The organism is Streptomyces sp. NRRL WC-3626 (assembly GCF_000718785.1).
GTDB classification, from domain to species: Bacteria; Actinomycetota; Actinomycetes; order Streptomycetales; family Streptomycetaceae; genus Streptomyces; species Streptomyces edwardsiae.
In genome coordinates, this window is record NZ_JOCA01000022.1 from 77,003 (window position 1) to 89,416 (window position 12,414).

The window sequence follows — 12,414 nt, forward strand, 5'->3', positions numbered from 1 at the left end:
GTCCCTCCTCCCCCTCCCCGAGAACTGGAGCCCTGTTGAACACGTCACCGGCGAACCCCGCGGCCGACCGTCCGCACCGTCTGGACCCGGGGGGAGGCTGCCCGCACGCGGCCAACGCCCGGCTGCTGGCCCAGGGGGCGGTCACCCCGGTGGTCCTGCCCGGCGAGGTGCGGGCCATGGCGGTGCTGGGCCACGACGCGCTGAAGGAGTTCCTCGCGCACCCCGACGTCGCCAAGAACGCACGGCACTTCACGGCGCTCCAGGCCGGGGAGATAGCCGACGGCTGGCCGCTGAAGACGTTCGCCACGGTGCAGGGGATGACGACCGCGGACGGCGCCGACCACCGGCGGCTGCGGTCGCTGATGGGCAAGGCGTTCACAGCCCGCCGGGTCGAGGAACTCCGCCCGTACATCGTAGAGTTGACGTCCCGTCTGCTGGACGGCCTGGAGACGGCCGCCCTCGAGGACGGTGTCGTCGATCTGCGCACCCACTTCGCGCTGCCGCTGCCGATGGGCGTCATCTGCGAACTGCTGGGCGTGGACGAGGTCCATCACGACCGGCTGCACCACCTCTCCAACCAGATCGTGGCCACGGACATCGGCCCGGCCGAGGCGATGGCGGCCAACCGGGAGATGGTGGAGGTGCTGAGCGAGGTCGCCGCGGCCCGGACGGCCGATCCGGGGGACGACCTCACCAGTGCGATGATCGCGGCCCGTGAGGAGAGCGGCGACCGGTTCAGCCCGCACGAGCTGATCGGCACGCTGATGCTGACCATCATCGCGGGGCACGAGACGACGCTGAATCTGATCACGAACGCCGTACGCGCCCTGTGCGCCCATCGGGACCAGCTCGACCTGGTCCTCTCCGGCCGGGCGAGCTGGTCGGACGTGGTGGAGGAGACCCTGCGCTGGGACAGCCCGGTCAGCTACTTCCCGTTCCGCTACCCGACCCGCGATCTGACCCTGGACGGCACCCTGATCCCCCGGGGCACCCCGGTCCTCGCCGGATACTCGGCCGCCGGCCGCGACACGCGGGCCCACGGCCCGGACGCCGCACGCTTCGACATCACCCGCTCCGGCGAGTCCCGCCATCTCTCTCTGGGACACGGCGCGCACTACTGCATGGGTGCGCCCCTGGCCCGCCTGGAGAGCACCACCGCCCTGGAACAGCTCTTCAGCCGCTTCCCGGCCCTGGACCTCGCGGTCCCGGAGCCGGAACTGCCGCGCCACGCCTCGTTCGTGGGCAACAGCGTGCGGAGGCTTCCGGTGCGGCTGAAGGCCTGAGGGAGCACCTTCCACCTGGCGGACCCGTCAGGTGGCGTACCCTCCCGCGGCCGCCCGGCCTCCCCTCCCTTGGAGGGGAGGCACGAGGGCCGCGATGATGCGTACGGGCCGACCCGGCGGGCCGCGGCTCAGGCGTCGATGATGACGGGGATGATCAGGGGCTTGCGGCGGTGGGTGCGGAACGCCCAGTTCGCCACGGCACGGGCGAGGAGCTGTTCGAGCTGGCGCGCGTCCCCGACGCCTTCCTCCGCCGCGGTGGCCAGGGTCTTCTCGATGACCGGGATGACCGGTTCGAAGGTGGTGTCGTCGTGGACGAAGCCGCGGGCCAGGAAGTCGGGGGCTTCGGTGAGGGCGCCGGTGTCCGCGTCGACGATCGCCACCACCGTGACGACGCCTTCCTCCGCGAGGGTGAGGCGGTCCTTGAGGGACGCCTCCGTGGCGCCGCCCACCTCCATGCCGTCCACGTAGACGTTGCCGGCGGGGACCTTGCCGGTGATGGACGCGCGCCCGTCGACGAGGTCGACGACGACGCCGTCCTCGGCGATGACGACCCGCTCCGGGGCGACGCCGGTACGGATCGCGAGGTCGCCGTTGGCCCGCAGATGGCGCCATTCGCCGTGCACGGGCATGACGTTGCGGGGCTTGACGATGTTGTAGCAGTAGACGAGTTCGCCGGCACTGGCGTGCCCGGAGACGTGCACCTTGGCGTTGCCCTTGTGGACCACGTGGGCGCCCCACCGGGTGAGTCCGTTGATCACCCGGTAGATGGCGTTCTCGTTGCCGGGGATGAGGGAGCTGGCGAGCAGGACGGTGTCACCCTTGCCGATGCGGATCACGTGATCGCGGTTGGCCATCCGTGACAGCGCGGCCATCGGTTCGCCCTGGGAGCCGGTGCACACCAGAGTGACCTTGTGGTCCGGGAGCTTCTCCAGCTCCTTGGTGCTCACGACCAGACCGGACGGGACCTTCAGATAGCCCAGGTCACGGGCGATGCCCATGTTGCGGACCATCGACCGGCCGACGAAGGCGACCTTGCGGCCGTGCTGGTGGGCGGCGTCCAGAACCTGCTGGATGCGGTGCACATGGCTGGCGAAGCTGGAGACGATGACCCGCCGCGGCGCGGTGCGCATCACCTGCTCGATCGCCGGGTTCAGCTCACGCTCGGAGGTGGTGAAGCCGGGCACCTCGGCGTTGGTGGAGTCGGTGAGGAACAGATCCACGCCCTCCTCGCCGAGGCGGGCGAAGGCACGCAGATCGGTGATGCGCTCGTCGAGAGGGAACTGGTCCATCTTGAAGTCGCCGGTGTGCAGCACCATCCCGGCACCGGTTCGGATCGCGACCGCGAGGCTGTCGGGGATGGAGTGGTTGACGGCCACGAACTCGCAGTCGAAGGGCCCGAAGCCTCGCCGGTCGCCCTCACGCACCCGTACCGTGCGCGGCCGGATGCCGTGTTCCTTGAGCTTGGCCTCCAGGAACGCCAGCGTCAGCTTGGAGCCGACGACGGGGATGTCGCGCCGCTCGCGCAGCAGGTACGGCACGCCGCCGATGTGGTCCTCGTGGCCATGGGTGAGGACGATGCCCACGATGTCGTCCAGCCGGTCCCGGATCGAGGTGAAGTCCGGCAGGATCACGTCCACGCCGGGCTGGGTCTCTTCGGGGAACAGCACGCCGCAGTCGACGATGAGCAGCTTGCCCGCGTACTCGAAGACGGTCATGTTGCGGCCGATCTCACCCAGGCCGCCCAGGGCAATGACCCGCAGCCCCCCTTCGGGCAGGGCAGGGGCGGCTTTCAGCTCAGGGTGCGGATGACTCATACCCTGACGGTACCCGGAGAGCCGGACGAGATGATCCACTGCCTGTGTGATCTCTTCCGCCCGACGGAGCGGGGCAGCGGCTGCTCCGGGAAGACCGTGACGCCGCCGGCGCCCGGTCAGGGCGGTACCGCCTCCGGTGGCTCAGCCGTGAGCCCGCCAGTTCGTCGACGGCCGAGAGGACCCGCTGCCGTGGATCGCATCAGGCTGCGGTCGATGGACTCGGCGACCCGGTTTCCGGACTCCCTGACCACGACGGCTTTCGTCTCCGCTGCCAGCCCGCCCCGCCGCAGGGGGCAGAGCGGGGTACCGGGACCGGCGGCATGATCACCATCGGACCGTGACGGACGCCTCCGTCCGTTCGGGTGAAGCGAGAGAGCATGAGCGGCCGGTCGCCTCACCCTGCGGGTTCCGACGCCCCGGTCCGGGGGCGACCCGCCGGAAGCCGGCGGCCCGGACCCGCCGGCTCAGTCAGGACAGATCTCGTCCGGCAGCGGACCCGACAGCGCGCTCCGTTCGTCATGGGTCAGACCGCGGCCGAGGACCTCGCAGAGGTGCCGCTTCCAGAGGGCGGGGGCGAGGCGGGTGAGGGTCAGGGCACCCGCGCCCTCCGCGGGAGCACCGAGGAGCGCTTTGCCGTCCCTGGTGTTGGTGGCGGCGAAGCGCTGGTCGGCACCGAACTTGTAGGTGTCCCGGTACAAGGGATCGTCCGCTTTGAGGAAGACGGCGGTACTGCCATAAGCCACGAAGAAGTCGGCACCCACGGGATTTCCGACCGTGAATCCGCCGAGTTCCAGCGGCCCGAGCGGGCCCACCACTCTTCGTGGCGCCCGCCCCCGCTCAGCGGACCACAGTTCCACGATACGGCCGGTGGTGAGCACGGCCACGTACCGGCTGTCCTCGAGGAAGCTCGCCGTGAGAAGGTCCTCACCGAAAGCGAGCCGGAGGTCCTTTCGCTCCCGGCCGGTCCGCAGGTCGACGGCGTACAGGTTCGGCTCCCCGGATGCGTGAACCGCGATTACTCCCGGGACGCGATGCTCGTCCACGGAATACGCCGGTTCGTCCTGGGAGGTCAGACGGAGGTCCCTCAGGTCGATCGGCGCGCGCAGACGGCGTCCCTCACTGATGCTCCAGTGCTCGATCCGTGTGCCGGAAAGCGTGACGAGCCGGTCGTCGGGCTGGATTACGAGCGATACGGGCTCCCGCTGGTCCTTCCCTTTCTGCAAAGGCGGGCGCGCCACCGTGAATGCGGAGACCTTCTTCAGTGAAGGCAGTCGGCGGACCGTCACCCGGTTCTCGTCCGAGACATCAGCCATGAGCGTCTTCGGCCGGTTCACCATGAGGAGCTGGTCCCTGGCGGGCGGAGTCTCGAACGTACTGGACACCTCGGACAGGACCCGGTTCTCCCCTTCGGTCTCCACCACGACCAGCCTGCTGCCCTCCTTCCCCGTACGGACCAGCATCGTGCTCCCGTCTCCCAGCAGTTGCGGGGCCCCGTACGCGGTGTCGCCCTCGGCGGAGACCAGCTTCTGTCCGGTGATCGCGGTCTCTCCCCGGACAGGCACCACCAGGTCGTGGCCGGTGCCGAGCAAGGAAAAGGGCGCGCCGGCGCGGAAATCGACGACCGGGCCCACGAACTTCCGGGGGCGGGCGTCGCCACTCGTCTCCAGGACCTCCCACTTGGTGTCGTAGCTGCTGCCCCGGGCGAACCGCTTCCCCGACGCGTCGAGGAGCGTGGTTCCGCAGCCCCAGCCGTCGTTCCAGCGGTAGGTGCGCAGGGTGCGCCCGTCAGCCACGCGTATCGCCTTGTAGTGGACGCTCAGCGGCGCATCGTCCTCGTTCCGGACCCGGCAGGAGAGCGCCACGGTTCCGTCGGCGGAAACCCAGCTGCCGCCGTCCGACCTCGTGGACACGGTGTCGGACTCGTCGGTCAGCCGGCGCATCTCTCCGGTCCGGGTGTCGACGGCGATCAACGATCTACTCGCCGACTCCAGCACCAGCGTGTGGTTGTCGGGACCGAACCACGCGGACGTGGCGATGGAGTACTTCTTCGGCAACGCGTACGCGCGTCCCGTATCCAGGTTCCACACCCGCACGGGAAACCCCGGCTGATCGAACACCCCGCTGGTCCAGGCGTCGTTCGCCGACTCGACCAGGAGGCGGGCGTCGCGGGAGAAGGCGGTCGTCTTGAATTGACGCAGGGCACCGCCGCTGTCGTCCGGACCGGGGCCGGCCGGTTCCGGCGTGTCCAGCGGATGTGCCCGCCCCACCAGTCGTTTCGCCGCAGGGGTGACGTCATGCCAGACGATCACTCCATCGTCCTTGCGCACGTAGGAGATGCGCCGTCCGTCGAAGCTCACCCCGGGTGATCTGACGTTGGGGCGAAGCCGGAGACTCTCCTGGCGCACTGTGCCCTGCGCCGAACGTACGAACAGCAGGGCACGCCCGCCGTCGGTCGTCACCAGCGTCACCCCGCCATCCGTACTCATCGCGGCCTCCTCGAACTTTCCCTCCGCCCCCGACAGACTCCACTCCAGGTTCCGGTTCTCGGTGTACCGCCGCAGCAGCGCGTTACGGGCTTCCTGCGTCGGCTCGGTCTCGTAGGCGGCCACCGCGGCCAGGGCGGCGTGGCCGGGGTTGGTGTCGACCAGGTCGTCCGACTGCACCGCCAGCGCCCGGGAGCGGGCTTCGCCGGCCCGCTGGGCGCTGACCCGGGACTCCAGGATGTTGAAGGTGAGCAACGTCGCGACGAGCGCCAGCACCAGGGCGCCGGCCGCCCAGCCGGCCCGTTTCCGCCAGCGGAACCTCCATCGCCGTCGACGTGCCGCGGCCAGGAACTCCCGGTGGTCCTCGCTCAGTTCGCTTTCACGTCCGTGCAGTCGCTTCGTGAGGGAGTCGAGCTGGAAGCCCCCCGGCAGGAGGTCCGGACGACGTCCCATTCGCTCCCATCGGTCCAGGTCGTGCTGGACTTCGGCCCGTGCGTTGAGGAAGTCGGCGTCGACGCGGACCACTTCGGCCAGCTCGGGCCACTGCGTGATCAGTGCCTCGTGCGCCAGCTCGGCACTCTCGGGCCTGCCCTCTCCACCGTGCAGGACGAGCAGCCGCTGGTCCTTCGCGGCCATGGCCTGGGCCAGACGCCAACGCTTCTCGCCCGCCTCCTCCCGCGTCAGCGCGCGCCTCAGCATGGCCTCCCCGCCGGGAACCACACGCACCAGCCCGGCCAGCAGACGCCGTGCCTCCTGTTCCGAGCCGGTCGGCACGCAGCTCTTCCACACCTGTTCGGCGTGCTGGAGCAAGGCGCCCCTGACCCCTCCGATCTCCTGGTACGTCGCGGCACTCAGCCGTCCGCCGTGTTGTCGCTCCCACAGCTGTTCCAGCACGAACCCCAGGAGGGGAAGGACGCCCGGGTCGGTGCCGGCGTCATCCAGGATCCGCAGGTCCAGGCCCGGGTCGTACGTCACCCCGGGCGTCCTTTCGAGAGGGCGTGTGATGACGGTGTGCAGCTGGTCGCGGGTCATCGGCGACAGGGGCAGGGTCACCCCGGCCGTCAGCACGGGGGCCAGACGGGGGTGTTCCAGCGCGGTGTTGATGACGTCGGCACGCAGGGTGGCCAGTACCCGCAAGCCGTTGCGGCGGGGCGGGAACAGCAGGCTCAGTGTTTCGGTGAGGTCCGGCTCGGGCAGGCCGAGGAGCGCTTCCGCCTGGTCGAGGACGACGAGGAGACGTTCCGCGGTACGGCCGGTGGCCCGGTGGAAGGCGTCGATGAGCCCCAACTCCCGCAGCCATGCCTCCACCTGGTCCGCGTGCTTCACCCGCGCGGGACCGGAACCGCCCGCCGCGCGCTCGAAGAGCTCCGTGGCCAAGGCGGCCCGGGGCAGGCCCACGCCGCTGCAGTCGATGACCAGGATTTCCCATCCGGACCGGCGTAACCGGGGCACCACGCCGGCCAGCGCGAGGGAGGACTTGCCGCTGCCCGAAGGGCCGCACACCGTGACCACGGGGTGGTCACCCCTGAGGGCGGCGACCACCCGGTCGATGTCGCCGTCCCGGCCGAAGAACACATGCCTCGAGTCCTCCCCGAACGGCTGGAGACCGAGGAACGGCTTGGCGGGGAGCAGGATCCGTGCAAGACCGGGTACCTCCCCGGACAGCGCCTCCGTGCGCATCACGAACGCCTGCTGCGCCTCCCGCACCGGCTGCGACGCGACGACCATGCCCACCGCCACGCCCAGGGCCTCGTCCCAGACCGGACTCCCGCTGAACCCCGGCCTCACATGGACGGCCTGGCCGTCCGCCCGCGAGAGCTGGACCAGAGAACTCCCCACAGGACCGCGAAAACGCCCCTTCTGCCAGTTGCCGTCGGGCGCGTCGTCGGTGAAGCCGACCGTCCGGGTCTGGTGGTCCCAGACATCCCTGACGTCGGCCATCGGCAAGGGGCGGGCCCCGGGCAGAGGAACGCGCAGACGCAGCACGGCCACGTCACCGCCCTGGTCCTCCCGGACAGGCACCCACTGCACGACCTTCGCCGTCCCACTCGGGTGGCCGGCGGCGAACGGCAGGTCGAGTCCGACCACCGCCCCCGCTTCCACGACGGCGTCCCGGGGCTGTTCCAAGGCGTCGGACACCACATGAGCGCAGGTCAGTACGGTGTCCCCCGCGACGAGGAAGCCCGCGCCCACGATGGCGCCGTCCCTGCCTCTGACCCGTACGACCGACGACGCCATCGCGGGTTCGCGTGCCTCTCCGACCACCGGTCCCCCTTCGGCCATGACTGTCTCAGCCTGCCGGCGTCCGCGACGCGTCCGCTTCGTCGTTGTGCCAGGTGAGGGTGACCGCGAAGTTCGCGGTGGCCGACGATCCGGCGATGAGGATCTTCGCGTCGGCCGACAGCGACATGCCGAACTCGATCGTGGCCTCGTCAGGCTGCCGCGCCATGTCCCGGCAGCGCCCGACGAACGCGTCCGCCACCGGCCGGACCACTTCCAGCATCCGCTCCAGGGACTCGTCGGCACGAGCCGCCGTCCGGCTGCCCCGGCCGACCCGGACCACGGACTCGTCGGTCTCGTCGACCTGTACCCGTACGACGCCTCCCCCTTCGCCCAAGGGCACTTCGACCACGTGGAAGGGACGGCGTTCGTTCAGGGCCATGGGGGTTCCTCGTCTCAGGTCCGGTGCATGGGGTACGGGCAAGCGTATTCATCCCTGTCCGGACGGGAGGCGCAATCTCCTTTTCGGGCGAAGAGCACCCCGTCCTTTGAGGACCGGCTCAACGCCGACGCCCAAGCCGATGGCCTCCTCCGCACCTTCGTACAACCGCACGCGGCTACGGAAGCATCCGCGCCGGGGCTGCCCGAGCCCGCTGAAGATGCGGCAGTGAGCGGGGTCGGCAGCCTCGGTGGTGCCCACCGCGGTCTCCGGAACTGCGGTGCCGGCCCTCGGTGTCACCGCTGACGGGCTCCGGTGCGCGGTGGCCGCAAGCGCACCGTGACCGGGTGGCGCTCAGCCGGTCGTCCGATCGGCGGGCCGGCCGGCGCGGCGGCAGCGGGTCAGAGCCCGGCGGCCGAGGAGTACGGCGCCCAGCCCCAGCGGGACAGCCACAAGGGCGCCGACGAGTCCGTTGCCGGTGCCGGGCCCACCGCTGGCGGTGGCCAGGTGCAGCACCGCGAGAACCGTGCCGACCGCTCCCACCGCGATCGCCGCCACCCCGCCGGTGCGCGCGTTGCCAGTGCTGATCCCGTGGCCGACGCGGGCCAGGGCAAGCCAGCCGATGGCCAGTCCGAACGCCCCTACTGCGAGGGCCAGGTTGGCCCCTGTCCGCCCGTCGCCGATGATCCCGCCCTCGGCGGCCGTCATCAGTGCTGCTGAAGCGCTCATGCCGCTCTCCTCCTTCTTCCTTCGTCGCCACTTCCGGAGTTCGATGTCCCTGGAGAGCATGCGCGCCGGCCTTCCTGCCGGTCGTCCGGCAGATGCGGGCACTTCCCACTGCCGCCGCCGCGGCAGCCGGATACCGCGGCGGCGGCACGCGACGGCCGGCTACCGCACGCGCGGTAGCCAACTGCTCGTCCACGAGCCGGACTCGCCCGCAACCGCATCCGGCTACGGTGCACCCATGGACAAAGGACGGTTCGCTGTCCCGGCCGCGGTCACCGACTGCGCAACCGCCCTGGGCGTGACTGCACTGCTGCTGAGCACCGGGCTGTCCGGGCCACACCCGTCCGGGGAACGCGAGTTGCTCGGCTCCGCGCTGCTGGCGGCCGGCGGGCTGGCACTGGCCGCACGCAGCCGGGCGCCGCTCGTGGTCCTCGTCGTCACCGGGCTGTGCGCGGTGGGATACCTGGGGACCGGGTTCGAGGCCCTCGCCGTCTCCTACCTGGTCGCGGTCTACGGCACGGTACGCGCCGGGCACCGCGCCGCCACGCTGGCTGTCTCCGTGGGTCTGCTGGCCATGCTCCACCTGACGGCCCTGGTCCTTCATGACGGAGCCCCGCGCGAAGTCGTGGCGCAGGCCCGGAGCACCCTCGAGCTCGCCTGGCTGATCGCCGCCTTCGCCGCCGGAGAGGCGGTACGGCAGGCCGAACGGCGGGCGGACGAAGCCGAGCGTACCCGCGAGGAGACCGCGCGCCGCCGGGCGGACGAGGAACGGCTGCGCATCGCGCGGGAGCTGCACGACTCGCTCACCCACCAGATCTCGGTCATCAAGGTGCAGTCCGAGGTTGCCGTCCACGTGGCCAGACGCCGCGGCGAGCAGGTGCCGGAGGCCCTGCTCGCGATCCAGGAAGCCGGCCGGGAGGCAAGTCGGGAACTGCGCGCGACCCTCGAGGCGCTGCGCGACGACGACACCACCCCGCCGCACGGACTCCACCACATCCCCGACCTGGTGGAACGGTTACAGGGGACCGGACTGGCTACGACGCTGACGATCGAAGGACATCCGCACGCCGTACCGGCGGCGGTGAGTCGCACCGCTTACCGGATCGTTCAGGAGTCGCTCACCAACGTCACCCGGCACGCCGCCGCCACCACGGCCTCAGTGCTCATCGACTACCGGCCAAACGCCCTCGCCATCCGCGTCGACGACAACGGGAAGGCCACCTTTCACCCCGCGCCGACGCCCGGACTCGGCCTGCTCGGCATGCGCGAACGCGTCACGGCCCTGGGCGGCCGCCTGCGCACCGAGCCGCGCAGCGCGGGCGGCTTCACCGTCCAGGCCGAACTCCCCACGAACGGAGCCCCGTGATCCGGGTCCTGCTGGTCGATGACCAGCCGCTCATCCGCAGCGGCTTCCGCGCGCTGCTCGACCTCGAGGACGACATCGAGGTGGTGGCCGAGGCCGCCGACGGCCAAGAGGGCCTCGCACTCCTCAAGGAGCGGCTGCCCGACGTCGCTCTCATCGACATCCAGATGCCCGTCATGGACGGCATCGAAGCGACCCGGCGCATCGCCGCGGACCCGGCCCTGGCCGGCGTGCACGTCGTCATGCTGACCAACTACGGCCTGGACGAGTACGTCTTCGACGCGCTGCGTGCCGGCGCCGCCGGCTTCCTGGTCAAGGACATCCTGCCGGAGGACTTCCTGCACGCCGTACGCGTCGCCGCCCGCGGTGACGCCCTGCTCGCCCCCGCCATCACCCGCAAGCTCATCGACCGGTACGTCACCCAGCCGCCGCCCGCCCGCATCGGCAGCGGGCTGGAGGAACTGACCGGCCGCGAACGCGAGGCGGTCGCCCTGGCCGCACACGGTCTGTCCAACGACGAGATCGCCGACCGCCTGGTCATCAGCCCGGCGACCGCCAAAACCCACATCAACCGGGCCATGACCAAGCTCCACGCCCGCGACCGCGCCCAGCTCGTGGTCCTCGCCTACGAATCCGGTCTGGTGACTCCGCGCAGCTCCTGACTCCCGCACACCGCCTGCTTCCCGGCCTCGGTCGCCCCGGTGCACGCGGCGGGTAGGCGTTGCCCCTGCAAGCGCCGCGCTCACTGATCCGCAGGTCAGGACGCCTTGCTCGCCGGCTCAAGAATCGCCACGCACTCCACGTGGTGCGTCATCGGGAACAGGTCGAACACCCGGAGCGTCCGCACCCGGTAGCCGCCGTCGCGGAAGTAGGCCAGGTCCCGGGCCAGGGCCGCCGGGTCGCAGGCGACGTAGGCGATACGGCGGGCGGAGAGGGACGTCAGCTGCCCCACCGTCTTGCGGCCGGCGCCCGCCCGGGGCGGGTCGAGGACGATGAGGTCGACCTCGTCGATGCCCGTACGGGGCAGGACCGTCTCGACCTTGCCCTGTTCGACGCGCACGCGCGGGAAGTCCGCGAGGTTGTGGCGGGCGTCCTCCACCGCGCGCTTGCCGGACTCGATGCCGAGGACCGCGCCCGCCTCGCCGACCCGGTCGGCGAGGGCGCCCGCGAAGAGGCCGACGCCGCAGTACAGGTCGAGGGCCATGTCGCCCTTGCGGGGCAGCAGGCCCTGCATGACGGCGGTGACGAGGGTGTCGGCGGCCTTCGGGTGGACCTGCCAGAAGCCGCCGCCGGCGACGCGGTGGGTGCGGCCGTCGGCGCGTTCGCGGACGAAGGGGCGGCCGTGGACGCGGTGGAGCTGCCCGTTGCGTTCGTCGACGCGCATGACCGAGACGGGACGGTCGAGCTCGACCAGGGGGAGGCGGGCGCCGGGCTTCGGGGTGAGGACGACCTGGCGGTCCTGGGAGCCGGTCGCGGCGATGGCCTCGACCGAGTCCATGCCGGTCCAGTCCCGCTTCTCGACGCCCAGCTCGCTGACCCCCTCCGCGGCGATCATGCAGTGGTCGATCGGCTCGACCTCGTGCGAGCGGTGCCGGCGCAGTCCCGCGCGGCCGTCGGCGGTGACGGCGTACTGCACGCGTGTGCGCCACGCCGGGACCTGCCCGGCGGGGACCTTGTCGCCCTCGGCCGGCATGACCGTGCCGTCCCAGCCGGCCTCCTCCGGGGTGAGTCCGGCGAGGCGCTGGAGCTGCTCGGTGACGACCTCGCCCTTCAGCCGGCGCTGGGCGCCCGGCTTGGCGTGCTGCCAGTCGCAGCCGCCGCAGCGGCCGGGGCCGGCGTACGGGCAGGGGGCGTCGATGCGGTCCTTGGAGGCGTCCAGCACCCGCACGGCGTCCGCGCGCAGGAAGCGGGCCCCCTCCTCGCCCTCCGTGACCTGCGCGACGACGCGTTCGCCGGGCAGCGCGTGCCGGACGAAGAGGACCTGCCCCTCGGAGGTACGGGCGATGCAGTGGCCGCCGTGGGCGACGGGGCCGATCTCGACCTCGTACTCCTCCCCCACCAGTGATTTCCTCGGTTCTGCCTGCAT

The 12,414-nt window shown here is 71.3% G+C and carries 8 protein-coding genes; 3 read left to right on the forward strand and 5 right to left on the reverse strand.

From position 1 onward, the window contains the following. Positions 1 to 80: 80 nt before the first annotated feature. On the forward strand, positions 81 to 1,283 hold the full coding sequence (locus tag IF28_RS0127855) for a cytochrome P450 family protein (protein ID WP_106982156.1): 1,203 nt from the start codon (positions 81 to 83) through the stop codon (positions 1,281 to 1,283). Positions 1,284 to 1,411: 128 nt separating this feature from the next. Here IF28_RS0127855 and IF28_RS0127860 read toward each other — a convergent pair whose 3' ends face one another. The 4 genes from IF28_RS0127860 to IF28_RS0127875 all read right to left on the reverse strand — a co-directional run bounded on the left by IF28_RS0127860 (position 1,412) and on the right by IF28_RS0127875 (position 8,968). After that, the gene (locus tag IF28_RS0127860; RefSeq protein WP_030225658.1) at positions 1,412 to 3,097 is read right to left on the reverse strand and encodes a ribonuclease J; all 1,686 of its coding nucleotides are present in this window, start codon (positions 3,095 to 3,097) and stop codon (positions 1,412 to 1,414) included. A gap of 464 nt (positions 3,098 to 3,561) precedes the next feature. Further along, positions 3,562 to 7,863: a trypsin-like peptidase domain-containing protein gene (locus IF28_RS0127865; RefSeq protein ID WP_030225661.1), complete on the reverse strand. Its 4,302-nt coding sequence runs from the start codon at positions 7,861 to 7,863 to the stop codon at positions 3,562 to 3,564. Between the two features lie 7 nt (positions 7,864 to 7,870). Further along, on the reverse strand, positions 7,871 to 8,242 hold the full coding sequence (locus IF28_RS0127870; RefSeq protein WP_037894148.1) for a CU044_2847 family protein: 372 nt from the start codon (positions 8,240 to 8,242) through the stop codon (positions 7,871 to 7,873). Positions 8,243 to 8,593: 351 nt separating this feature from the next. After that, the gene (locus IF28_RS0127875) at positions 8,594 to 8,968 is read right to left on the reverse strand and encodes a DUF6223 family protein (RefSeq protein ID WP_030225666.1); all 375 of its coding nucleotides are present in this window, start codon (positions 8,966 to 8,968) and stop codon (positions 8,594 to 8,596) included. A 235-nt stretch (positions 8,969 to 9,203) separates the two neighbouring features. Here IF28_RS0127875 and IF28_RS0127880 point away from each other — a divergent pair, with 235 nt between their 5' ends. Continuing rightward, positions 9,204 to 10,331 carry a sensor histidine kinase gene (locus IF28_RS0127880; protein WP_030225668.1) on the forward strand — a complete coding sequence of 376 codons (1,128 nt, stop codon included), beginning with the start codon at positions 9,204 to 9,206 and terminating at the stop codon, positions 10,329 to 10,331. Then, positions 10,328 to 10,990: a response regulator gene (locus tag IF28_RS0127885; protein WP_030225670.1), complete on the forward strand. Its 663-nt coding sequence runs from the start codon at positions 10,328 to 10,330 to the stop codon at positions 10,988 to 10,990. The genes IF28_RS0127880 and IF28_RS0127885 overlap by 4 nt, the downstream gene beginning before the upstream one ends. 95 nt (positions 10,991 to 11,085) lie before the next feature. Here IF28_RS0127885 and IF28_RS0127890 read toward each other — a convergent pair whose 3' ends face one another. After that, a complete protein-coding gene (locus IF28_RS0127890; RefSeq protein ID WP_078621470.1) occupies positions 11,086 to 12,414 on the reverse strand; it encodes a class I SAM-dependent RNA methyltransferase in 1,329 nt (442 codons plus the stop codon).

Coding starts and splice junctions, on each gene's coding strand:
- IF28_RS0127860 (WP_030225658.1), bottom strand. CDS start 3,097: ATGAGTCATCCGCACCCTGAGCTGAAAGCCGCCCCTGCCCTGCCCGAA.
- IF28_RS0127865 (WP_030225661.1), bottom strand. CDS start 7,863: ATGGCCGAAGGGGGACCGGTGGTCGGAGAGGCACGCGAACCCGCGATG.
- IF28_RS0127870 (WP_037894148.1), bottom strand. CDS start 8,242: ATGGCCCTGAACGAACGCCGTCCCTTCCACGTGGTCGAAGTGCCCTTG.
- IF28_RS0127875 (WP_030225666.1), bottom strand. CDS start 8,968: ATGAGCGCTTCAGCAGCACTGATGACGGCCGCCGAGGGCGGGATCATC.
- IF28_RS0127880 (WP_030225668.1), top strand. CDS start 9,204: ATGGACAAAGGACGGTTCGCTGTCCCGGCCGCGGTCACCGACTGCGCA.
- IF28_RS0127890 (WP_078621470.1), bottom strand. CDS start 12,414: ATGCAGGCAGAACCGAGGAAATCACTGGTGGGGGAGGAGTACGAGGTC.